24 protein-coding genes and 1 other RNA gene are annotated in these 23,214 nt (G+C 55.5%); 18 read left to right on the forward strand and 7 right to left on the reverse strand.

Going from position 1 to position 23,214, the window contains the following annotated elements; translation table 11 throughout:
* Positions 1-3 precede the first annotated feature (3 nt).
* Positions 4-2,379, forward strand: a complete 2,376-nt coding sequence (locus B3B59_RS02715) for a glycoside hydrolase family 3 N-terminal domain-containing protein (protein ID WP_286808033.1) — start codon at positions 4-6, stop codon at positions 2,377-2,379.
* Positions 2,380-2,383: 4 nt separating this feature from the next.
* On the opposite strand, the gene rprA is transcribed toward B3B59_RS02715, so the two are convergent.
* Together rprA and ydiK are read right to left on the reverse strand one after the other, a co-directional pair.
* Positions 2,384-2,491: antisense sRNA RprA (gene rprA, locus B3B59_RS02720), an RNA gene on the reverse strand.
* Between the two features lie 187 nt (positions 2,492-2,678).
* Positions 2,679-3,791 (reverse strand): AI-2E family transporter YdiK, encoded by a 1,113-nt coding sequence (gene ydiK / locus B3B59_RS02725; RefSeq protein ID WP_212477949.1) that lies wholly within the window; start codon positions 3,789-3,791, stop codon positions 2,679-2,681.
* 312 nt (positions 3,792-4,103) lie between these two features.
* On the opposite strand from ydiK, the gene ydiJ reads away from it, so the two are divergent.
* From ydiJ to B3B59_RS02740, 3 genes are all read left to right on the forward strand, one after another.
* Positions 4,104-7,160, forward strand: coding sequence for a D-2-hydroxyglutarate dehydrogenase YdiJ (gene ydiJ / locus B3B59_RS02730; RefSeq protein ID WP_233802125.1), 3,057 nt, complete (start codon positions 4,104-4,106; stop codon positions 7,158-7,160).
* Positions 7,157-7,567 carry a 1,4-dihydroxy-2-naphthoyl-CoA hydrolase gene (gene menI / locus B3B59_RS02735; RefSeq protein ID WP_040075978.1) on the forward strand — a complete coding sequence of 137 codons (411 nt, stop codon included), beginning with the start codon at positions 7,157-7,159 and terminating at the stop codon, positions 7,565-7,567. The genes ydiJ and menI overlap by 4 nt, the downstream gene beginning before the upstream one ends.
* 88 nt (positions 7,568-7,655) lie before the next feature.
* Complete coding sequence (locus B3B59_RS02740) at positions 7,656-7,850, forward strand: YdiH family protein (RefSeq protein WP_040075977.1); 195 nt, start codon at positions 7,656-7,658, stop codon at positions 7,848-7,850.
* Between the two features lie 223 nt (positions 7,851-8,073).
* Here B3B59_RS02740 and B3B59_RS02745 read toward each other — a convergent pair whose 3' ends face one another.
* Positions 8,074-8,229: a hypothetical protein gene (locus B3B59_RS02745; RefSeq protein WP_212477951.1), complete on the reverse strand. Its 156-nt coding sequence runs from the start codon at positions 8,227-8,229 to the stop codon at positions 8,074-8,076.
* Positions 8,230-8,666: 437 nt separating this feature from the next.
* Here B3B59_RS02745 and sufA point away from each other — a divergent pair, with 437 nt between their 5' ends.
* From sufA to ldtE, 7 genes are all read left to right on the forward strand, one after another.
* Positions 8,667-9,035 (forward strand): Fe-S cluster assembly scaffold SufA, encoded by a 369-nt coding sequence (sufA, locus tag B3B59_RS02750; protein ID WP_233802121.1) that lies wholly within the window; start codon positions 8,667-8,669, stop codon positions 9,033-9,035.
* Positions 9,036-9,043: 8 nt separating this feature from the next.
* A complete protein-coding gene (gene sufB, locus B3B59_RS02755) occupies positions 9,044-10,531 on the forward strand; it encodes a Fe-S cluster assembly protein SufB (RefSeq protein WP_046885929.1) in 1,488 nt (495 codons plus the stop codon).
* Positions 10,532-10,547: 16 nt separating this feature from the next.
* Positions 10,548-11,294: a Fe-S cluster assembly ATPase SufC gene (gene sufC / locus B3B59_RS02760; protein WP_046885930.1), complete on the forward strand. Its 747-nt coding sequence runs from the start codon at positions 10,548-10,550 to the stop codon at positions 11,292-11,294.
* Complete coding sequence (gene sufD, locus B3B59_RS02765; protein WP_286808034.1) at positions 11,269-12,543, forward strand: Fe-S cluster assembly protein SufD; 1,275 nt, start codon at positions 11,269-11,271, stop codon at positions 12,541-12,543. Before sufC ends, sufD begins: the two co-directional genes overlap by 26 nt.
* On the forward strand, positions 12,540-13,760 hold the full coding sequence (sufS, locus tag B3B59_RS02770; RefSeq protein WP_286808035.1) for a cysteine desulfurase SufS: 1,221 nt from the start codon (positions 12,540-12,542) through the stop codon (positions 13,758-13,760). The genes sufD and sufS overlap by 4 nt, the downstream gene beginning before the upstream one ends.
* A 14-nt stretch (positions 13,761-13,774) precedes the next feature.
* A complete protein-coding gene (gene sufE, locus B3B59_RS02775; protein ID WP_046885933.1) occupies positions 13,775-14,191 on the forward strand; it encodes a cysteine desulfuration protein SufE in 417 nt (138 codons plus the stop codon).
* Between the two features lie 96 nt (positions 14,192-14,287).
* A complete protein-coding gene (gene ldtE / locus B3B59_RS02780) occupies positions 14,288-15,301 on the forward strand; it encodes a L,D-transpeptidase LdtE (RefSeq protein WP_233802115.1) in 1,014 nt (337 codons plus the stop codon).
* A gap of 63 nt (positions 15,302-15,364) precedes the next feature.
* Here ldtE and lpp read toward each other — a convergent pair whose 3' ends face one another.
* The 4 genes from lpp to B3B59_RS02795 form a co-directional block, all read right to left on the reverse strand.
* Positions 15,365-15,601, reverse strand: coding sequence for a murein lipoprotein Lpp (lpp, locus tag B3B59_RS02785; RefSeq protein WP_001082307.1), 237 nt, complete (start codon positions 15,599-15,601; stop codon positions 15,365-15,367).
* A 311-nt stretch (positions 15,602-15,912) separates the two neighbouring features.
* Positions 15,913-17,334 (reverse strand): pyruvate kinase PykF, encoded by a 1,422-nt coding sequence (gene pykF / locus B3B59_RS02790; RefSeq protein WP_040075967.1) that lies wholly within the window; start codon positions 17,332-17,334, stop codon positions 15,913-15,915.
* A 7-nt stretch (positions 17,335-17,341) separates the two neighbouring features.
* A complete protein-coding gene (locus tag B3B59_RS20530; RefSeq protein WP_419395493.1) occupies positions 17,342-17,536 on the reverse strand; it encodes a hypothetical protein in 195 nt (64 codons plus the stop codon).
* 160 nt (positions 17,537-17,696) lie between these two features.
* A complete protein-coding gene (locus B3B59_RS02795) occupies positions 17,697-17,864 on the reverse strand; it encodes a hypothetical protein (protein WP_233802113.1) in 168 nt (55 codons plus the stop codon).
* 108 nt (positions 17,865-17,972) lie between these two features.
* On the opposite strand from B3B59_RS02795, the gene B3B59_RS02800 reads away from it, so the two are divergent.
* The 7 genes from B3B59_RS02800 (at position 17,973) to B3B59_RS02830 (ending at position 23,182) form a co-directional block, all read left to right on the forward strand.
* A complete protein-coding gene (locus tag B3B59_RS02800; RefSeq protein WP_233802111.1) occupies positions 17,973-18,995 on the forward strand; it encodes a methionine ABC transporter ATP-binding protein in 1,023 nt (340 codons plus the stop codon).
* A complete protein-coding gene (locus B3B59_RS02805) occupies positions 18,988-19,656 on the forward strand; it encodes a methionine ABC transporter permease (RefSeq protein WP_040075965.1) in 669 nt (222 codons plus the stop codon). Before B3B59_RS02800 ends, B3B59_RS02805 begins: the two co-directional genes overlap by 8 nt.
* Before the next feature lie 28 nt (positions 19,657-19,684).
* Positions 19,685-20,497 carry a MetQ/NlpA family ABC transporter substrate-binding protein gene (locus B3B59_RS02810; RefSeq protein ID WP_039029111.1) on the forward strand — a complete coding sequence of 271 codons (813 nt, stop codon included), beginning with the start codon at positions 19,685-19,687 and terminating at the stop codon, positions 20,495-20,497.
* A gap of 107 nt (positions 20,498-20,604) precedes the next feature.
* The gene (gene fumD / locus B3B59_RS02815) at positions 20,605-20,814 is read left to right on the forward strand and encodes a fumarate hydratase FumD (protein WP_040075964.1); all 210 of its coding nucleotides are present in this window, start codon (positions 20,605-20,607) and stop codon (positions 20,812-20,814) included.
* 137 nt (positions 20,815-20,951) lie between these two features.
* Positions 20,952-21,119 (forward strand): hypothetical protein, encoded by a 168-nt coding sequence (locus B3B59_RS02820; protein WP_046885936.1) that lies wholly within the window; start codon positions 20,952-20,954, stop codon positions 21,117-21,119.
* Between the two features lie 130 nt (positions 21,120-21,249).
* On the forward strand, positions 21,250-22,578 hold the full coding sequence (locus tag B3B59_RS02825; protein WP_286808036.1) for a sensor histidine kinase: 1,329 nt from the start codon (positions 21,250-21,252) through the stop codon (positions 22,576-22,578).
* Complete coding sequence (locus B3B59_RS02830; protein WP_286808037.1) at positions 22,571-23,182, forward strand: response regulator transcription factor; 612 nt, start codon at positions 22,571-22,573, stop codon at positions 23,180-23,182. The genes B3B59_RS02825 and B3B59_RS02830 overlap by 8 nt, the downstream gene beginning before the upstream one ends.
* The last annotated feature ends 32 nt before the right edge of the window (positions 23,183-23,214 follow it).

The raw sequence follows: 23,214 nt of genomic DNA on the forward strand, positions 1-23,214 counted from the left end.
ACTATGACTGCTATCTACAAGGATGCGGGCCGTCCCGTTCAGGAACGCGTTGCTGATTTACTGGCGCGCATGACTCCGGAAGAGAAATTTGCCCAGATGCACGCCTACTGGTTGATCCTCGATGAGCACGGCCACCACCGTGAGCGCAGCGATCTCAGCGATGAATTTGCGGGCGTCACTGAGCAGGCATCCCTCAACGAACGCCTCAAGTTAGGCGTGGGACAGATCACCCGTCCGCTGGGAACCCATATTGTGGAGGCAAAAACCGGCGTTCGTGCCGCAAACCGGCTGCAACGAATGATGATGGAGGAAACCCGGCTGGGTGTTCCTGCGCTGTTCCATGAAGAGTGCCTGGTCGGCCTGTTATGTAAAGACGCCACCCTGTTTCCCTCTTCACTGAATTATGGATCGACCTGGGATCCGGCACTGGTTCAGCGTGCCGCAGAGCAGATTGGCAAGGAGGCGCGATCTGTGGGCTGCCAGCAGGGACTGGCGCCGGTGCTGGACGTCTCCCGTGATGTACGCTGGGGCCGCACAGAAGAGACCTTTGGGGAAGACCCCTGGATGGTGGGGATGATGGCGACGGCGTATGTCAAAGGGCTGCAGGGAAAAGAGCGCGATCTGCTGGCCACGCTAAAACACTATGTGGGCCACTCCTTCAGCGAAGGGGCGCGTAACCATGCTCCGGTACATCTTGGCTTTAGCGAACTGAACGATACCTTCCTGCTGCCGTTCGAAATGGCGGTTAAGCTGGCCAACGCCGGCTCGGTGATGCCGGCCTACCACGATATCGATAATCAGCCGGGGCATAGCGATAGCTTCCTGCTGACCACGGTCTTACGCGAACAGTGGGGGTTTGACGGGCTCATTGTCGCCGATTACGGCGGCGTAAGTTTGCTGCATCAGCATCACGGTATCTCTCATGATGCCGCGGAGTCTGCGGCGTTGGCGTTTAATGCCGGGCTGGACGTCGAGCTACCGAAGGATGATTGCGCCCGCCATCTCGCAGATGCGGTCGCGCGCGGGCTGATAACGATGGCGAAGATTGATGAAATCGTCGCGCGCGTGCTCACGGAAAAATTCCGTCTTGGCTTATTTGAACAGCCTTACGTGGATGAGAGCGGTATCGACCTGCAGAACGAAGAGACCCGGCAGGTGGCGCGCGAAGTGGCCACGCGCTCCATGACCCTGCTGGTGAATAACGGGATCTTACCGCTGTCTTCGACACCGCAGGTGGCCGTCGTCGGGCCTACCGCCGATGATCCCCTTGCGCTGCTGAGTGGCTATAGCTTCCCGGTGCATCTGATTATTAGCGATATGGTGGAGGAAACTGTTCAGGTCACTACACCGCTGGCGGCCCTGAAACACTACCTCGGGGAGGGCAATGTCCACTATGCCAAAGGTTGCCATATCATTGAGCACCGCATGGCAGGGGCGCCGGTCTTCCCGGGGGAGAGCAGCGGCAAGCCAATGCAGCAATCACCGGTCTCGCACAATACCGGTCTGATAGCGCAGGCGGTGCGCGCCGCGCAGGATAGCGAGGTCGTGGTGGCATGCGTCGGGGATCTGGCGGGCTTATTCCAGAGTGGCACTGTTGGAGAAGGGTCCGATACCGATAGCCTGAATTTACCGGGTGTACAACAGCAACTGCTGGAAGCGCTGGTTGCCACCGGCAAACCGGTAATTGTGGTGATGACCGGCGGCCGACCTTACAACCTGCAGGGGCTGGAGGAGAAGGTAGCCGCCCTGATGCTGGCCTGGGCTCCGGGTCAGGAAGGGGGCTGGGCCATCGCGGACGTGCTGACAGGGCGCGCAGAGCCTGAAGGCCGGCTGGTGGTCAGCGTACCGAAAAGCGCAGGGGCGATGCCGTATTACTACAACCACAAGCTGAAAAGCGGCGGCACGCCGTTTGCTTTCCATTTTGGCGCGCGCTACCCCTTCGGCTTTGGTCTGGGATGGACGCAATTTGACTGGAGCGCGGCGCAACTCGCTGATAGTCAGGTTGCGATAACCGGTGACGTTGCGGTGAGTATTACCCTGAAGAACGTAGGCGAGCGTAGCGGCAGTGAAGTCATCCAGCTGTACGTACGCGATAAAGTAGCGACGCAGGTAAGGCCCTTACAGGAGTTGAAAGCGTTTCAGCGGGTCACGCTTGCGCCAGGCGAATCGGCGACGCTCACCTTCACGCTGCCTGTCGATATGTTCAACTTTACGCGCCGCGACGGCAAGCGCATCGTCGAGCCCGGCGAGTTTGAACTCCAGCTCGGGGCGTCGTCGGCGGATATTCGTGATGTTGCCACGGTCAACGTAACGGGTGAGACTCGGATTCTGCCTGCCCAATGGCGAATGGTGGGGCGGTGTGAGGTCAATCGCGGATAGCAGGATAAAAAAAAGCCCATCGTGGGAGATGGGCAAAGACTACACACAGCAATTCGTTGTTTCACTCAGGGGATTTCCATGCTTATAAATCAACGCGTTGATTCATAACCGTGACCTAATAGTAGGCTTGCGCGCTTTTTGCGTCGATCGGATTCCTCTCAATAGTTTAAAAGCGTTGAAGATTTTTCGAGGTTTATGAGGCAATTGCGGGCACTTAGTAGGTCAGAGGGGATAAATACACTCAATAAATATTAGCAACGCTTAACATTCTGGTGGGCGAACCCACCAGAACCGTGGTTTTACTTATGCCGTTGTTCAGCGTCGCTAATCTCTTCCGGTACCAGGAGCGGATCCTTGACGGGGAAGGGCACTTCATTCACCCACGCTGAGAAAAGACGCCAGGAGACGGCCAGCAGGACCGGGCCGATAAACAAGCCTATCATGCCGAAGGCGATCAGCCCGCCGATGACGCCGGACAGAATCAGAATGAGCGGCAAATCTGCGCCCATCCGGATAAGTATTGGGCGAATGACGTTATCCATCGTGCCCACAACGCAGCTCCAGACCAGCAACACGGTGCCCCAGGTGGTATCGCCACTCCAGTAAAGCCAGATAATCGATGGCACCAATACCGTCAGCGGCCCCAACTGCACCAGACAGGAGAACAGCATTACGACGGTGAAGAGGGTTGCGTAGGGCACACCCGCAATCGCCAGACCAATGCCACCCAGCACCGACTGCACCAGCGCGGTAACCACAACACCCAGCGCCACGGCGCGGACCGCCTGCGCAGCCAGCACCATCGCGGCATCGCCGCGCGCAGAGGCGAGGCGCGTGGCGAAGTGACGTACACCCAGCGCCACTTGCTCGCCCCGCCAGTAGAGCAGAGCGCTAAACAGCAGCATCAGGGCGCAATGCACGATAAAGCGACCAATATGTGCCGCCTGGCCGACAAACCAGGCCGTGGTGGCGCCCACGTACGGGCGTACCTTCGCCATAATTGCGCTGCCGCCCATATCCAGCAGGTTGTGCCAGCCGGCGTACAACTTATCGCCCACCAGCGGAATGCTGTTCAGCCAGGCCAGATCCGGTAACGTGAGATCGCCGCTGGTCAGTGCTTTGATAATCGGGCCGCTGCCATCTACAAGGCTGTTCACCAGCAGGGCGACAGGAATCACAAACAGCAGCACCAACAGAAGGGTCATCACCAGCACCGCCAGTGAACGACGGCCAAACAGCAGGCGCTGAAGACGGATAAAGAGCGGCCAGGTGGCAATCACCACCGTACCCGCCCAGGCAAAGCCGAGAATAAAGGGTTGAACAATCCACAGACACGCAATGATCATGATGGCCAAAAACAGCACCGACAGCAGTATCTGCGCAACATCCCTGGGCTGACGAAGAGAGGTCATAAATGAAATTTTCCTTAATGTACACCCGCCGGGCTGGCAGGAAGGGAAACCGCGTCACTCTAATCATCAGTGATTTCCCCGGTTTTTAACAGGCGGATTCTGCCTGTAATTCTACTGAGCGTATAAGAAAAAAATGTGATAAAACTTTCCGGACACAACGCAAACGATTATCCCCCTCCTGGTTCAAGCTGCAGATGCGTGGGCTGCGTGTATTCACCCGGTGTGCTGTGCGCCCGGGGATCTGTTCACATGCCGCCTTTCTGTAGCGCGAATGAGTAAGGGGATCCACAACTCTTATTAGGGTCGACAGTAATGATCCCACAGATTTCTCAGGCACCCGGCGTCGTTCAGCTGGTGCTCAATTTTTTGCAAGCACTGGAGCAACAGGGTTTTACCGGCGATACCGCCACGGGCTACGCCGACAGGCTGACCATGGCCACCGATAACAGTATCTACCAGCTACTTCCCGATGCCGTGGTATTTCCCCGTTCTACCGCTGACGTGGCGCTGATTGCCCGTCTTGCCTCGCAGGAGCGTTTTACGTCACTGATTTTTACCCCGCGCGGCGGCGGCACCGGCACCAATGGTCAGGCGCTTAACCAGGGCATCATCATCGATATGTCCCGCTATATGAACCGCATCATCGAAATCAATCCGGAAGAGGGATGGGTGCGTGTAGAAGCGGGGGTGATCAAAGACCAGCTTAATCAGCACCTCAAGCCTTACGGCTACTTTTTTGCGCCGGAACTCTCTACCAGTAACCGCGCCACCATCGGGGGGATGATCAACACCGATGCGTCCGGCCAGGGCTCGCTGGTGTATGGCAAAACATCCGACCACGTCCTCGGCGTCCGTGCCGTATTGCTGGGCGGTGACATCCTTGATACCCGGCCCATGCCGGTTGCGCTGGCCGAGACGCTGGGCAACGACAGCACCGCCACGGGGCGAATTTATCGTACCGTGCTGGAGCGTTGCCGGGATAACCGCCAGCTGATTATTGATAAATTCCCGAAACTGAACCGCTTCCTGACGGGGTACGATCTGCGCCACGTTTTCAATGACGATCTGAGCGAGTTTGATTTAACCCGTATTCTGGCAGGCTCCGAAGGAACGCTGGCGTTTATTACCGAAGCGCGGCTGGACATTACGCCGCTGCCAAAAGTGCGCCGTCTGGTGAATGTGAAATACAACTCCTTCGACTCCGCGCTGCGTAATGCCCCCTTTATGGTCGATGCGCGGGCGCTGTCGGTAGAGACGGTCGATTCCAAAGTGCTGAACCTCGCACGGGAAGATATCGTCTGGCACTCGGTAAGCGAACTTATTACCGACGTTCCCGATAAAGAGATGCTCGGTCTGAATATCGTCGAATTTGCCGGCGATAACGGCGAGTTGATCGACCAACAGGTTAACACGCTCTGCCAGCGCCTCGATGAGCTGATCGCCGCGGGCGAAGGCGGCGTGATTGGCTGGCAACTGTGCAGTGAGTTGGCGGGTATAGAACGTATTTACGCTATGCGTAAAAAAGCGGTGGGGCTGCTGGGGAATGCCAAAGGCGCGGCCAAGCCCATTCCTTTTGCCGAAGATACCTGCGTGCCTCCCGAACATCTGGCCGACTATATTGTGGAGTTCCGGGCGTTGCTCGACAGCCACGGCCTGAGTTACGGCATGTTTGGTCACGTGGATGCGGGTGTTCTGCATGTGCGCCCGGCGCTGGATATGTGCGACCCGCAGCAAGAGATGCTGATGAAACAGCTCTCTGATGACGTGGTAGCGTTAACGGCAAAATACGGCGGGCTACTCTGGGGTGAACACGGTAAAGGCTTCCGCGCGGAGTACAGCCCGGCGTTCTTCGGAGAGGCGCTCTACGGCGAATTGCGCAAGGTAAAAGCGGCGTTCGATCCGGACAACCGCCTGAACCCGGGAAAGATCTGCCCGCCTGAGGGCATCGATGCCCCCATGATGAAGGTCGATGCCGTCAAACGTGGCACCTTTGACCGTCAGATCCCTATCGCAGTGCGCGCCTCCTGGCGCGGCGCGATGGAGTGTAACGGTAACGGGCTGTGCTTTAACTTCGACGCAAAAAGTCCGATGTGCCCGTCAATGAAGATCACCAGCAACCGCATTCACTCGCCAAAAGGGCGCGCCACCCTGGTGCGTGAATGGCTGCGTCTGTTGGCCGATCGGGGTGTGGATCCGCTGGTGCTGGAAAAAGAGCTGCCCGGGAAACGCGCCAGCCTGCGTTCACTTATCGAGCGCACGCGCAATAGCTGGCATGCCCGCAAAGGGGAGTATGACTTCTCGCATGAAGTAAAAGAGGCGATGTCCGGTTGTCTGGCCTGTAAAGCGTGCTCTACGCAGTGCCCAATCAAGATCGATGTGCCGGAGTTCCGGTCACGCTTCCTGCAGCTTTATCACACCCGCTATCTGCGCCCGGTGCGCGATCACCTGGTGGCGACGGTGGAGAGCTACGCCCCCCTGATGGCCCGCGCGCCGAAGACCTTCAACTTCTTCCTTAAACAGCCGATGGTGCGCAAACTTTCCGGTAAGCACATCGGTATGATCGATCTGCCGCTGCTGTCGGTGCCGTCGCTGCAGCAGCAGCTTGTGGGTCACCGCTCCGCCAACACTACGCTCGAACAGCTCGAAGCCATGAGCGACGAACAGAAAGCCCGCACCGTGCTGGTGGTGCAGGATCCGTTTACCAGCTATTACGACGCGCAGGTTGTGGCCGATTTCATCCGGCTGGTGGAACGCCTCGATTATCAACCCGTGGTGCTGCCGTTCTCGCCCAACGGCAAGGCGCAGCATATTAAGGGGTTCCTCAACCGCTTTGCGAAAACCGCGCAGAAGACCTCTGATTTCCTCAACCGCATGGCGCAGTTGGGGATGCCGATGGTGGGTGTCGACCCGGCGCTGGTGCTCTGTTATCGCGATGAGTACAAACAGACGCTGGGTGACAAACGTGGAGATTTTCACGTTCAACTGGTGCATGAATGGCTGCCAGCCGTGCTGACTAACCCTGCGGTAACGGAGTCCAGCGGAGAGTCCTGGTATCTGTTTGGTCACTGTACAGAAGTGACGGCGCTGCCCGGGGCGCCGGGACAGTGGGCATCTATCTTCGCCCGTTTTGGCGCGAAGCTGGAAAACGTCAACGTAGGGTGCTGCGGTATGGCAGGAACTTACGGACATGAGGTGAAAAACCATGCCAACTCGCTGGGTATTTATGAGCTCTCCTGGCGCCAGGCGATGCAGCGCCTGCCGCGAAACCGCTGTCTGGCTACCGGATACTCCTGCCGCAGCCAGGTGAAGCGCATCGAGGGCAGCGGCGTGCGTCACCCTCTGCAGGCATTACTGGAGATTATGGGATGATCTGGAGACGTACCACGACGCTTGAGGCCTTAAACGCCATGGGCGCGGACAATATGGTCGGCCTGCTGGATATACAATTCACCCGCCTCGGTGATGATGAGCTGGAAGCCACCATGCCCGTCGATAGCCGGACGCATCAACCATTCGGTCTGCTGCATGGCGGCGCCTCCGTGGTGCTCGCCGAAACGCTGGGGTCGGTCGCCGGTTATCTCTGCACCGAGGGGGAACAGAAGGTGGTAGGCCTCGAGGTCAATGCCAACCATCTTCGTTCTGTGCGGAGTGGTAGGGTGCGCGGCGTGTGCCGCGCGCTGCACGCCGGGGGGCGCCATCAGGTGTGGCAGATTGAGATCTACGATGAGCAGCAACGGCTGTGCTGCTCCTCGCGGCTCACAACCGCGGTGGTGTAAAAAAAGGCGGGGATGCCTTGTTTATGGTCAAAAAACGAACAACAAAGTGTGATATACTGGTCGCGTTTTGTACATAAACGAGGACATTATGGATACCGATTTGAACCCAACCCAACTGGCCATTGAATATTTACGCCGCGATACGAGCAACCTTTCTCCGGCTCAGTATTTGAAAAAGCTGAAACAGCTTGAACTGGAATTTACGGATCTGCTCACGCTCTCTTCAAGCGAACTGAAAGAAGAGATCTACTTTGCCTGGCGGTTGGGTGTTCACGTCCATTAATTTCTGCACTCTGTAATAAAGGCCGCGATTGCGGCCTTTATGCTTTCTGTGCGCTTTGCAGAGCGGCGCCGCAATTTATGTCAAATTACCGCCCGCTATTCATGAGACTATTCTGATGCTCCTTCAAGAGCTAAGCCACAGAGTGCCGGAGATAAGCGCCGGATGGAGCAAGGAACCCTTAAGATTACCCACGGGTAGTCTTAAGGGTTTTCTTTTGGCTGAATTACAATGACAGGCCGATCGCCGCGTTCACCATGCTCGAAGCCATAAAGACTCCACCCACGATGAGAAACGCCCGGTTTTTGCGAGTGCCCGCGAGCGTCAGCATTACTATAGCCACCACGAAAAACGGGATGGCAATAATCGAAAATGTATTCATAGTGGCACCTGATCTTTGAGAGGCAGATAACGTAACCGGGTCTACCGCCTAACGCCAGACTTTGCGAACCGCCAATACAGGTAGGGTCTCGCTTCACACTTGGTTTCCCTTCTATAACTGTTCCGAAAGAGTCGGGTTGCCGGCCGCGCTCTTCATCAACAAAGCCTGCTCAAAAAACTATCTCATAAATAGGCATTCCCTATACAACTTTTCCATTTCTACCCGTCTCATCGATTAGCGCGTCTAAATCCATTATTAATCAATAAATTGATTAAAAAAATCCTTGCCTGATAACAACTCAGACAGGGTCTATGCTTAATGAAAGTAGCCAAAAAGGGCGATTAAGCAGAAAGTCCCTGCTGTCAGGGGGTTGAAGTGATAATCGTTATCACTAACATGGTGTTATGCCCTGATGGCGCAACAAATGAGGTGGACCTATGGAATTGCATTCAGAAACGTTCAACCCAGCGGATTTCACATGGCGCGGACTGTCGCTTACCCCTGCGGCAGCGAAGCATATTCATGAGCTGGTGGAGAAACAGCCCGGCATTCTGGGCGTGCGCTTAAGCGTCAAGACGACCGGCTGCGCCGGTTTTGGCTATGTGCTGGATACCGTCAGCGAGCCGCAAAAAGACGACCTTATTTTCGAGCATGACGGTGCAAAATTGTATGTGCCGTTACAGGCGATGCCGTTTATTGACGGTACCGAAGTGGATTACGTGCGCGAAGGTTTAAACCAGTTATTCAAATTCAACAACCCGAAAGCCCAGAACGAATGTGGGTGCGGCGAAAGCTTTGGGGTATAGGCGGTACTATGTCTCGTAATACTGAAGCAACTGACGATGTCAAAACCTGGTCCGGTGGCCAACTCAATTATAAAGAGGGCTTCTTCACCCAATTACAAACCGACGAGCTGGCAAAAGGGATCAGCGAAGAGGTGGTGCGCGCTATCTCAGCACGCCGTAATGAGCCTGAGTGGATGCTTGAATTCCGCCTGAGCGCTTACAAAGCCTGGCTGGAAATGGACGAGCCGCACTGGCTGAAGGCGCACTACGATAAGCTGAACTATCAAGATTACAGCTACTACTCCGCCCCTTCCTGCGGTAACTGCGACGATACCTGCGCCTCTGAGCCGGGGGCCGTACAGCAGACCGGCGCCAACACCTTCCTGAGTAAAGAGGTGGAAGAGGCCTTTGAGCAGCTCGGGGTGCCGGTGCGTGAAGGGCGAGAAGTGGCCGTAGACGCCATCTTCGACTCCGTCTCCGTGGCGACGACCTATCGTGAAAAACTGGCGGAACAGGGGATTATCTTCTGCTCCTTTGGTGAGGCGATACACGATCATCCGGAGCTGGTGCAGAAATATATTGGCACCGTGGTGCCCAGCAACGACAACTTCTTTGCAGCGCTGAATGCGGCCGTGGCTTCGGACGGCACCTTCATCTACGTGCCAAAAGGGGTGCGCTGCCCGATGGAGCTGTCGACCTATTTCCGTATCAATGCGGAAAAAACAGGTCAGTTTGAACGCACCATCCTGGTTGCCGATGAGGGCAGTTACGTCAGTTACATCGAGGGCTGTTCTGCGCCGGTACGAGACAGCTATCAGCTGCATGCGGCCGTGGTGGAAGTGATTATTCACAAAGATGCGGAAGTGAAGTACTCCACGGTACAAAACTGGTTCCCGGGGGATAACAACACCGGCGGCATCCTGAACTTCGTCACCAAGCGAGCCCTGTGCGAAGGTGAAAACAGCAAGATGTCCTGGACCCAGTCGGAAACCGGCTCCGCCATCACCTGGAAATACCCAAGCTGCATTCTGCGCGGCGATAACTCCATCGGTGAGTTTTACTCCGTGGCGCTGACCAGCGGTCATCAGCAGGCTGATACCGGCACCAAGATGATCCATATCGGCAAAAACACCAAATCAACCATTATCTCGAAGGGGATCTCTGCCGGACAGAGCCAGAACAGCTATCGGGGGCTGGTAAAAATCATGCCAACGGCCACCAACGCCCGAAACTTCACCCAGTGTGATTCGATGCTGATCGGGCCAGACTGTGGGGCGCACACCTTCCCCTACGTGGAGTGCCGGAACAACAGCGCACAGCTGGAGCATGAAGCCACCACCTCGCGGATTGGTGAGGATCAGCTCTTCTACTGCCTGCAGCGCGGCATCAGCGAAGAGGATGCCATCTCCATGATTGTTAACGGCTTCTGTAAGGACGTATTCTCTGAATTGCCGCTGGAGTTTGCCGTTGAAGCACAGAAACTGCTGGCGATTAGCCTTGAACACAGCGTCGGTTAAGCATTAAGGAAAGCACATGTTAAGCATTAAAGATTTACAGGTCAGTGTGGAAGATAAAGCGATCCTGCGTGGGCTGAGCCTGGAGGTTCGCCCGGGCGAGGTGCATGCCATTATGGGGCCGAACGGTTCCGGGAAAAGTACGCTCTCTGCAACCCTGGCCGGGCGTGAAGATTACGACGTGGTGGGCGGCTCGGTGGCGTTCAAGGACAAAGATCTGCTGGAACTGTCGCCGGAAGAGCGCGCCGGTGAAGGGATCTTTATGGCCTTCCAGTATCCGGTCGAGATCCCGGGCGTCAGTAATCAGTTCTTCCTGCAAACCGCGTTAAACGCCGTGCGTAAGTACCGTGATCAGGAAGCGCTGGACCGCTTCGACTTCCAGGACTTAATGGAAGAGAAGATTCAGCTGCTAAAAATGCCGGAAGATCTGCTTACACGTTCGGTAAACGTCGGCTTTTCCGGCGGCGAGAAGAAGCGTAACGACATTTTGCAGATGGCGGTACTGGAGCCTGAGCTGTGTATTCTGGATGAGACCGACTCCGGTCTGGATATTGATGCGCTGAAAATCGTTGCCGACGGGGTGAATGCCCTGCGCGATGGCAACCGCTCATTTATCATCGTCACCCACTACCAGCGTATTCTCGACTACATCAAGCCAGACTTTGTACACGTACTTTATCAAGGGCGCATTGTGAAATCGGGTGATTTCACCCTGGTTAAACAGCTGGAGGAGCAGGGCTATGGCTGGCTTACCGAACAGCAGTAACGCGCTACAGCAGTGGCATCGCCTGTTTGAGGCGCAAGGTCAACCGCGCTCTGAACAGGCCCAACAGCATCTGCAGCAGATGCTGCGTCTGGGATTGCCTGGGCGGAAACATGAAAACTGGAAGTACACCCCCCTGGACGGGTTGCTGAATAGCCAGTTTGTCACCCGTCTGGCCGAGGTGAGCGCAGCGCAGCGAGATGCGCTGAGCATAGCGGTGGATGCCGTACGGCTGGTCTTTGTCGACGGTCAGTTTATTCCAGGCCTGAGCGACAGCAGCGAAGGGAGCGGTTTTGACATTGAGATCAACGACGCGCGTCAATCCTTGCCCGCGCCGGTCCAGCCTGAACTCTTCCTGCATCTTACCGAAAGCCTGGCGCAATCGGTCACGCACATTCGCGTGAAGCGCAATCAGCGTCCCGCCCGGCCTTTGCTGTTGCTGCACATTACCCAGGGGCTTGCGGGGCAAGAGGAGGTGAACACCGCCCACTACCGCCACCATCTGGAGCTGGAGCAGGGCGCCGAAGCGACGGTCATCGAACACTATGTCAGCCTGAATGATGTTCGCCATTTTACCGGTTCACGAATGACCATGAACGTGGCGGCAAATGCACAGTTGCACCATCTGAAGCTGGCGTTTGAAAATGCGCTTTGTCATCACTTCGGCCACAACGACATCTTGCTGGCTGCAGACGCGGCGGCCCACAGCCACAGCTTCCTGCTGGGCGGCGCGGTGTTACGCCACAATACCAGTACCCAACTTAACGGCGAAAATACCACGCTGCGCATTAACAGCCTGGCGATGCCGGTGAAATCCGAAGTGTGCGACACCCGCACCTGGCTCGAACACAACAAAGGGTTCTGCAACAGCCGTCAACTGCACAAAACCATCGTCAGCGATAAAGGTCGCGCGGTGTTTAATGGGCTAATCAAGGTGGCCCAGCATGCCATCAAGACCGACGGGCAGATGACCAACAACAATCTGCTGATGGGGCGCCTGGCTGAGGTGGATACCAAGCCGCAGCTGGAAATCTATGCGGATGATGTGAAGTGCAGCCACGGGGCAACCGTGGGCCGTATCGACGATGAGCAGATGTTCTATCTCCGTTCGCGCGGTATTGACCAGCAGGCTGCCGAAAAGATGATTATCTACGCCTTTGCCGCTGAGCTGACAGAAGCTATTGGTGACGAAGGGGTAAAACAGCAGGTCCTGGCCCGCATCGGTCAGCGCTTGACTGGAGGTAAGGCATGAATTTTCCGGTGGAGAAAGTGCGGGCGGATTTTCCGGTCCTGACCCGTGAAGTGAATGGTCTGCCGCTCGCCTATCTCGACAGCGCCGCCAGCGCCCAGAAGCCGGCGCAGGTGATCGATGCCGAAGCGGAGTTTTACCGACACGGCTATGCGGCGGTGCACCGGGGTATCCATACCCTCAGTGCAGAAGCGACTCAGCGCATGGAAAATGTGCGCAACCAGGCGGCGGCGTTTTTAAACGCCCGTTCGCCGGAAGAGCTGGTCTTCGTGCGCGGCACCACCGAAGGGATCAACCTGGTCGCTAACAGCTGGGGCAGCGCCTCGGTTCATGCCGGGGATAATATTGTCATCACTCAGATGGAACATCATGCCAACATCGTGCCGTGGCAGATGCTCTGTGAGCGCGTGGGGGCCCAACTGCGGGTGATCCCGCTGAACCAGGACGGTACGCTGCAGCTGGCGCAGCTGGATGCGCTGCTTGATGAACGTACCCGACTGGTGGCGGTGACGCACATCTCTAACGTTCTGGGGACCGAAAACCCGTTGGCGGAGATTGTAGCGAAAGCGCATCAGGTGGGGGCGAAGGTGCTGGTGGACGGTGCCCAGGCGGTGATGCACCAGGGTACCGATGTCCAGGCGCTGGACTGCGATTTTTATGTGTTTTCCGGACATAAACTCTACGGACCGACCGGGATCGGCGTGCTCTACGTGAAGGAGGATATCCTGCAGGCTATGCCGCCGTGGGAAGGGGGCGGGTCGATGATCGCCACCGTCAGCCTCACCGAGGGGACGACCTACGCTAAAGCGCCCTGGCGCTTTGAAGCGGGTACGCCAAACACCGGCGGCATTATTGGTCTTGGGGCTGCTATAGAGTATGTCTCAGCCATTGGTCTGGAGAAGATTGCCGCGTACGAGCAGAAGCTGATGGATTACGCCTTGCACGCCCTGGCCGAGGTGCCGGATCTGATTCTCTATGGACCGGCAGATCGTAAAGGGGTCATTGCCTTTAACCTGGGTAAACATCACGCCTATGATGTGGGGAGCTTCCTCGACAATTACGGCGTTGCGGTGCGCACCGGGCACCACTGTGCAATGCCGCTGATGGCCTTTTATCAGGTTCCGGCCATGTGCCGCGCGTCGCTGGTCATGTATAACACCACAGAAGAGATCGACAGGCTGGTGGCGGGACTCAAACGCATCCACCAGCTGTTAGGTTAACAGGGAGGCAAGAGATGGCCGCGTTGCCAGACAGAGATAAATTACTGCGTAACTTTACACGTTGCGCAAACTGGGAAGAGAAGTACCTGTACATCATTGAGCTTGGGCAGCGACTGCCTGAGCTTAGTCCGGAAGCCCATAACCCGGACAATATTATTCAGGGATGTCAGAGCCAGGTCTGGATCCTGATGCATCAGAACGAGGCGGGGGTGATAGAACTGCAGGGCGATAGCGATGCGGCCATTGTGAAGGGGCTGATCGCCGTGGTGTTTATTCTCTATCATCAGATGTCTCCGCAGGACATTCTGGCTTTCGATGTGCGCCCGTGGTTTGAACAGATGGCGCTGACACAACACTTAACGCCGTCCCGTTCTCAGGGGCTGGAAGCGATGATCCGCGCAATCCGCACCAAAGCCGCCAACATTAGCTAAACTTACCAGACAGCATTCATTCTGTTTCGCGAGGCGGTTCCCGCCTCGCTGGTTTTCAGCTTTCTGACGTCCTGTCAGTGAATAAGGAATATCAGCATGAAGCGCGCGTCTCTGATTACACTTTTACTTCTTGGGTCGCTCGGCGCGGTAAATAGCGCCAGAGCGGTAGATTATCCATTGCCGCCTGCGGGCAGTCGCCTAATAGGCCAGAATCAGACTTACACTATTCAGGAAGGCGATAAAAATCTGCAGGCAATCGCCCGCCGGTTTAATACTGCTGCGCACTTAATTCTCGAAACCAATAACACCATTGCCCCGGTTTATCCGGCTCCGGGTACGGTGATTACTATTCCATCGCAAATGTTACTGCCCGATACGCCGCGCGAAGGAATTGTGGTTAATCTTGCCGAACTGCGGCTCTATTATTTCCCCCCCGGGGAGAATAGCGTGCAGGTTTATCCTCTGGGGATAGGCCAGTTGGGGCTGGAGACGCCGGTCACCACGACCCGCATCAGCCAGAAGATCCCCAATCCCACCTGGACGCCACCAGCCGGCATCCGGGCGCGCTCACTGGCGCAGGGGATAAAACTGCCGCCCGTGGTCCCGGCAGGGCCAAATAATCCACTGGGGCGCTTCGCATTGCGTCTGGGGGTGGGTAACGGCGAATACCTGATTCACGGCACCAGCGCACCCGACAGCGTAGGCCTGCGCGTGAGTTCTGGCTGTATGCGTATGAATGCGCCGGATATTAAAGCGCTCTTCTCGCAGGTTCGGGTCGGTACCCGGGTGCAGATCATCAATGAGCCGGTGAAATTCGCCGTCGAGCCGGACGGCAGACGCTATGTTGAGGTGCACCGCCCTCTGGCGGCTATTGAAGGGGATAATCCACAGATCCTGCCTATTCCGCAGCCTGCTGGTTTTGCGTCCTTTGTTGCTGAGAGCGGTAGCGATAAAGCGCTGGTGGATAAAGCAATGTCACGCAGGGCAGGCATTCCGGTCGCCGTTTCGGTAGGGGCCACGCCTTCAGCGAATCACACTGTGCAGTCGGTGCAGAATCAGCGCACGCCGATGACCTCTGTTGAGGAGACGCGCGAGCAGGTTACGCAGTAGGGAAGGGGAATCGCAGGCAAAAAAAATGGCGCACAATGTGCGCCATTTTATTAACAGGTACTATTACTTACGGTATTTAGTAGCCTGGTTGTCCAGACGCTGGTTAGCGCGTGCTGCGTCGTCTTTAGCAGCCTGAACGTCGGAACGCATTGCGTTCACGTCGTTGCTCAGCTGGTCAACTTTAGCGTTCAGAGTCTGAACGTCAGAAGACAGCTGATCGATTTTAGCGTTGCTGGAGCAACCTGCCAGCAGAGTAGAACCCAGGATTACCGCGCCCAGTACCAGTTTAGTACGATTCATTATTAATACCCTCTAGATTGAGTTAATCTCCATGTAGCGTTACAAGTATTACACAAAGTTTTTTAGGTTGAGAATATTTTTTTGTTGGGAATCCGCCTATTTTTGATCGTTCGCTCAAAGAAGCATCGAAATCGGCTATATCAGCCAAAAAATGCTGTTAAAACAAAATATTTTAATCGGATTCATCTTAGTAAAAGTGCGTATTAAATAGAAAAACCCGATTTGATTTTTTAATGACTATGGTCGATGGCACAAATAAAAAAAGCGCTCCGAAGAGCGCTTTTTAAACTAATTAATTCGGACAGTAATTATTACAGAACGTGAACAGATGCGGTATTGGTGGTGCCTGATGGTACCAGCGCGCCAGAAACCATCACCACAACGTCGCCTTTCTGTGCCAGACCGCACTCAACCAGCTGCAGAGCCACTTCTTTACCCAGACGATAGAAATCATCGGTAGAAGCAATCTCTTTCACCAGATGCGGAACCACGCCTTTGCTCAGCACCAGCTGACGTGCTGTGGTTTCGTTGGTGGTCAGTGCCAGGATGGTGGCGTTCGGGAAGTATTTACGTACAGCTTTCGCAGATTTGCCGCCCTGGGTTGCCACAACGATCAGCGGCGCTTCCAGTTTCTCAGCGGTCTCTACCGCACCGCGGCAGACGGCTTCGGTGATGCGCAGCTTACGGCTGTCGTTGTTGTTGTCCAGACGGCTCTTCATCACGCGGTCGGTACGCTCACAGATGGTCGCCATGATGGAGACTGCTTCCAGCGGGTATTTACCTTTTGCGGATTCGCCAGAGAGCATAACGGCATCGGTACCGTCGAGGATGGCGTTAGCCACGTCGCCTGCTTCAGCGCGGGTTGGGCGTGGGTTTTTGATCATGGAGTCCAGCATCTGCGTTGCGGTGATAACCACTTTACGTGCACGCACACACTTTTCGATCATCATCTTCTGCGCGAAGATCACTTCTTCAACCGGAATCTCAACGCCAAGGTCGCCACGAGCAACCATGATGCCGTCAGACGCTTCGAGGATCTCATCGAAGTTGTTCAGACCTTCCTGGTTTTCAATTTTGGAGATGATCTGGATATTTTCGCCACCGTGCGCTTTCAGGTGCTCACGGATTTCAACGACGTCAGAACGTTTACGGATGAAAGAGGCCGCCACGAAGTCAACGCCTTGCTCACAACCGAAGATCAGGTCTTGCTTATCTTTTTCTGCCAGGGCAGGCAGCGCGATGGAGACACCCGGCAGGTTCACGCCTTTGTTCTCACCCAGGTCGCCGTTGTTCAGCACTTTACAAACAACGTTCTTACCTTCGATAGCGGTCACTTCCATGCCGATCAGACCGTCATCCACCAGCACGGTGTTGCCCACGGAGAGATCGCTGGTGAAGCCTTCGTAAGTCACAGCAACGATTTCGCTGTTGCCGACCACGGACTTGTCTGTAGTGAACGTGAAGGTCTGGCCCGCTTTCAGCGAAACGTCATTGCCGCCTTCCAGTTTGATGGTACGAATTTCTGGACCTTTGGTATCCAGCAGGATTGCTGCTTTTTTACCGGTCTTGCTCATCACGTTGCGCAAGTTCTGAATGCGCTGGCCGTGTTCAGCATAGTCACCGTGAGAGAAGTTCAGACGCATAACGTTCATGCCGGCGTCCAGCATTTTGGTCAGCATCTCTTCAGATTCGGTTTTCGGGCCGATGGTGCAAACAATTTTCGTCTTTTTCATGACAGTCTTAGTCTTTAAGTTGAGAAGGATATGGAAATCTCGCTCCGGGGGCGCTGGGCCTCAGAGTCAAACCTGTGTTGCGAATGATTTTATGGCACGCAGTAAGGATAGGTGACATCAATTGAGCGTGCAGAAGAAAGTGTGCCTGTGTTTCAGCCCAGGAGGAGAGGGAAAGTTGTATGCGTTGTTTTTTGTATTCCAAGCGCTGAAACCATTCATCAGGGATTAGGCGCGCATTATACGCCTAAGTATGCGCAAAAGGAAAATGAAAACAGCGTTTCAAAAATTATATGTGCAGATTCACAAAGGATTGTTATCAACGCGTTAAGCTTGCCCAGGCGGATGTTGCGGCAACGAAAAACCTAACCGCAAATTTGCCAGATTTGCTGCTTTTCCAGCGATACGCCGCCCTTTCTGGCCCGTGAATCCAGGTAAAAGGCGAACCAGAGGTGCATTTGCGGAAAATAGCTGACCTTTTCCATAATGCAGATATCCCGCTCTCCCCAGTCAAACTGCCGTTTATAACTCAAAATTATATGAAATTCCTTTTTGGTCATTTCAAAGATAATCACGGCTGATTACTATCATTTGGACATCCATACTGCTAAACCGCTAAATGCTAACGGATAAGTATAAGAATGATAGTTCTCAGGAATATTTCGAAGATTTTTGATGACGGAAAAGTCTCGCTGACCGCCGTTGACGACGTCAACCTGGCGATTGAGCAGGGGCAAATTTACGGCATCATTGGCTACAGCGGTGCCGGTAAAAGTACGCTGATTCGCCTGCTAAACGGACTGGAAAAACCGACTACAGGCACGGTGACCATTAACGGGCAGGAGATTTCCGCGGCGAAAGGCGAGGCCCTGCGTCAGGCACGTCTGAAGATCAGCATGGTGTTTCAGCACTTTAATCTGCTCTGGTCGCGCACGGTGAGTGAGAACATCGCCTTCTCTATGCAAATTGCCGGCGTATCCAAAGCCAGCATCGCTGCGCGCGTCGCCGAGCTGGTAGAACTGGTGGGATTAAAAGGGCGTGAAAATGCTTATCCATCCCAACTGAGCGGTGGGCAGAAACAGCGCGTAGGCATTGCCCGGGCGCTGGCCAATAATCCGGATGTGCTGCTCTGCGACGAGGCCACCTCGGCGCTTGACCCGCAAACCACCGATCAGATCCTCGATCTACTGCTGGACATCAATCGTCGCTTTAAGCTGACTATTGTATTAATCACCCACGAAATGCACGTGGTGCGCAAAATCTGCGACCGCGTGGCGGTGATGGAAAACGGCAAAGTGGTGGAGGAGGGCGAGGTGCTGCAGGTCTTTACCCATCCGCAAAAGGCGATCACGCAGCAATTTGTGCGTCAGGTAAGCCAGTATGCAGAAGAGGAGACCTTCAATCCGGAACTGACAAACGCGCTGGAAGGCACGGTAATCAAACTGACCTTCACCGGTCACAGCACCCATCAGCCCATCGTTGGGGAGCTGACCCTGCGCTATGGCCTGCCCTTTAACATTCTGCACGGCAAAATGACACAAACCGCTCACGGCGTCTTCGGACAGCTCTGGCTGCACGTCGTTGCAACGGAAGAACAACTCAACAATATCCTCGCCGACCTGCAGCAAAGCGATATTGAAGGCGAGGTAGTTAAACATGGCTGAAAATCTCTTCCCACACCTGAAGTGGGACCAGCTCTGGGCCGCCACCCAGGAGACGCTGTACATGACCGCCTTGTCTGGCGTGGCGACATTTGCGCTGGGGTTGATTCTGGGACTGGCGCTCTTTTTAACCGCCCGCGGCGGTATGTTCCAGAATCGCACGGTCTATAGCCTGATCTCCATTGTGGTGAACGTCTTCCGCTCGATTCCATTCATCATTCTGATCGTGCTGCTGATCCCCTTCACCAAAACCGTGGTGGGCACCATTCTTGGCGCTAACGCCGCATTGCCGGCGTTGATTGTCGGGGCGGCCCCTTTCTATGCGCGTCTGGTAGAGATCGCCCTGCGCGAAGTGGATAAAGGCGTTATTGAAGCCACGCGATCGATGGGCGCACGACTGAGCACATTAATCTTTCGGGTTTTATTGCCGGAGTCATCACCCGCGCTGGTATCAGGCATGACGGTCACGCTGATTGCCCTGGTGAGCTACAGCGCAATGGCAGGGGTGATTGGTGCTGGCGGTTTAGGAAATCTGGCTTATCTGGAAGGATTCCAGCGCAACCATGGTGACGTCACGCTGGTGGCAACGGTGACCATTTTAATCATCGTTTTCATTATCCAGTTCTGCGGCGATGTCATTACTTCACTGTTAGATAAAAGATAATCACGAATAACACACAGGAACCAACATCATGAAAAAAACACTGACGCTGATCGCCGCCGCAACCCTGAGCGCCCTGAGCTTTGCCTCCTGGGCAGACACCCTGACCGTGGGTGCGTCTAACACCCCGCATGCGGAAATTCTGGAGCAGGCTAAGCCGATTCTGGCGAAGCAGGGTATCGACCTGGAGATTAAACCTTTCCAGGACTATATTCTGCCGAACACCGCGCTGGCGGGGCGTGATATCGACGCCAACTATTTCCAGCATATCCCTTATCTGAACAGTGTGCTGAAAGACCACGCCGGTGACAAAGAGTATGACTTTGTCAGCGCAGGCGCTATCCACATTGAGCCTATCGGTATCTACTCTAAAAAATACAAATCGCTGAAGGATCTGCCGGAAGGCGGCAAAATCATCATGCGTGACGCCGTGTCTGAAGAGGGCCGAATCCTCTCCATTTTTGAGAAAGAGGGCGTGATCAAGCTGAAGCCGGGTATCGACAAAGTAACCGCCCGCATTAGCGATATCGTGGAAAACCCGAAAAAACTGCAGTTTACGCCGAACGTGGAGGCCTCTCTGCTGCCGCAGATGTATAACAACGACGAAGGCGCCGCCGTGGTGATTAACGCCAACTACGCGATTGATGCCGGTCTGGATCCGGTTCACGACCCCATCGCGGTAGAGAGCGGTGAGAACAACCCGTATGCCAACATCATCACCGTGCATCGTGGCGATGAGAAGAAGAAAGATATCGTGGCGCTGGTGGACGTGCTGCACTCGAAAGAGATTCAGGACTGGATCCGCACCAAATATAAAGGCGCGGTGATCCCGGTAAATAACTAATCCCCTGATTTATTTTAAAAAAGCCTGGTGGGCCACTCGCCGGGCTTTTTTTGTATATGAGGTATGAATGCTTTAAGCTGGCCTTTTCGGGCAAAGGAGTGAAAGCGATGGGCAATGTGAGCAAAGACGACGCGCTGTATCAGGAGATGTGCCGGGTGGTAGGAAAAGTGGTGCTTGAGATGCGTGATCTGGGACAGGAACCGAAGCATATTGTGATTGCCGGGGTAGTGAGAACATCACTGGCGAACCAGCGCGTGAAGCGAAGTGAATTAACCACCGAAGCGATGGAGCGCGTCATTAAAGCGCTGGCAGGCTAACCACCACGCACGCGGGCGCTTTGCGCTGCCCGTCCGGTTTGTGCGAATTTCGCAAAACCTCTGCCGGTTTTGGTATTTCCCTCGTCCTCTTTCTGCTGCTTAACTAAGGGCAGGCTGAAATGACGAGGAACAGGACCATGCGAAAATGGATAAGTACGTTACGGCGGTTTTTTGCCACACCCGAAACGCGTGCAGAGAACAGTGCGCAACGTATTATTGAGTCGATTTTGCCCGTCGCCAGCCTGTATGGCGTGGACATCGCCACTATCGACCCGGAGTGGTTCCATGCGCAAACGCAACGTTAAAAACCGCCTCATGCGGGAAACTTACTGGAACGAGGTGTGCGTTCTGTGACCGGGATCCCCGGCACCTTTTGTCCGTAACCTGACAATCTGCTAAGGTTTCTGGCGTCTACCCACCACGCCAGCTAAACGGATGAACAGCAAAAACTTTATTAGACGTAGCCTCCTGCTCTGGCTCTCCTTTAGTCTGCTCTGTAGCGCGCTACTCTACGCCGAGCAAATCCGCCGTCAGTACTGGGATCGCGATCGGGATTTCAGCGCCCTCTGGTCAGCCATCGGTGCGGTACTCACCCAAAACGAATCGGTTCTGCCGTTGCTTAGCGGCGATGAAGATCTGCTGGCGTTGCGCAAAAAATTTCCGCAAATTGTGGCGCTGGAAAAAACGGCTAACCGTCCCCTCGATGCCGCACGCGTTGAACCCTCAGGCGGAAATCAATACTGGCTCTATAACCCCTGGCGACAAATCCGGGTGCGCATTGACCTGCAATCCATGCTGGAGACCCACCACCGTTTTACCGCCTTGCGCCTGAATCTCACCGATCCTGTTGCCGCACCCGACACCACAGCCTTCTGGCACTGGCAGCGCCCGTTTCCTCAGCACACTCAACCGTTCTTGCTGAGCGCCGAGGCAAAGCCGGCCTGGTTTCAGGTCTCTGCCGGGCCGTTCATGCTGCTGATTCTGCTCTGCGGCGCGGTGACCGGGGTCGGCCGACTGTTCCTCTGGCAGCGTCTGCAGCGGCAGAATGCCGAACGCCGCGCCTGGTATTATCAGCATGCCCGCCTGAATACGCTGGGGGAGATCACCGCCGGGATTGTCCACGAAATTAACCAGCCGTTGACGGCCGCGCAGACCTGGATACAGGGTGCAAAGCGACAGGTGCGACAAGGGAATCTGGATGTCACAGGACAGGCACTGGACGCAGCCCTGGTGCAAACGCAGCGGATCAGCGCCTTGCTAAACCGCTTTCGTGAACATGTGGCCGAAGAGAAAGTGGATTTACAGGCGGTCGATCTGGCCGAGTGCTGGCAGCATGTGGGCAATTTACTGCAACATGAGCGCAGCGCGAAACATATTCGCATTACCCACGATTTTCCCCCTGATGGGCGCAGCATCCTGGCAGACCGTTTATGGCTGGAGCAGGTGCTGCATAACTTGCTCAGCAACGCCATTCAGGCCCAGCAAGAGCGCCCGGCGGGCTGGGTACATATTGCCAGCCAGCGTCGGGCTGAGCATCTCCTGGTAACATTAACCGACGGTGGCCCCGGCTTTACCCCCGAAGCCCTCGAGAAGGCCTTTATGCCGTTTTATAGCGGCCGGCAGGGGGGCATCGGGTTGGGGATGACCCTGACGGAGTCGCTGGTAGAGAGAATGAACGGCACGATTTCACTGCATAATGCGCCCGAAGGCGGAGCCCGGATCGCGCTGCAATTCACCCATCCGGAGGAGACAACACATGGGTAGTCACGTCTATTTAATCGATGACGATGCGGCCATCCGGGAATCGTTATCCTTTTTGCTCTCGGATATGGGCTGGCAGGTCGTTCCCTTCGAGAGTATTGCCGCCTTTATTGCCGTACACGGCAGCGACCCATCCTTGACCGGCTGCCTGCTGCTGGATATGCGCATGCCGGGGAAAGGGGGATTGACGTGGCTGGAAGAGGGGCAGTGGCCGTGGCCGCTGCTGCCGGTGATCCTGATGACCGGACATGGGACCATCGACGCCTGTCGCCGGGCATTTCATAACGGGGTGTTTGAGTTCTTCACTAAGCCTCTGGACGCCGATAAGCTTATCGAAACCCTCGGTTGCGCGCTGGAGGAGAGCAACGCGCGCATGACGCGCTGGCAGGAAAGCCGGCGCGTGCGGATCTTATTTGAGCAGCTCACCGCCCGCGAACATGAGGTGTTGAAAGCGCTGATGGAGGGGCACAGTAACAAAGAGGTGGCGCAGCGGCTGCATCTCTCCCCGCGTACGGTAGAGGCGCACCGGGCGGCAGTCTTCGCCAAGCTGGGCGTCACCAGCCTGGTGCAGGCCATACGTGAATATGACAAATTGCAATCCGTATAACTACCAGGTGGATTGCGTAATCAACCGAATAA

The sequence above is a fragment of the Leclercia sp. UBA2479 genome, from assembly GCF_002341985.1.
In the GTDB taxonomy this organism is placed as follows: Bacteria; Pseudomonadota; Gammaproteobacteria; order Enterobacterales; family Enterobacteriaceae; genus Enterobacter; species Enterobacter pneumoniae.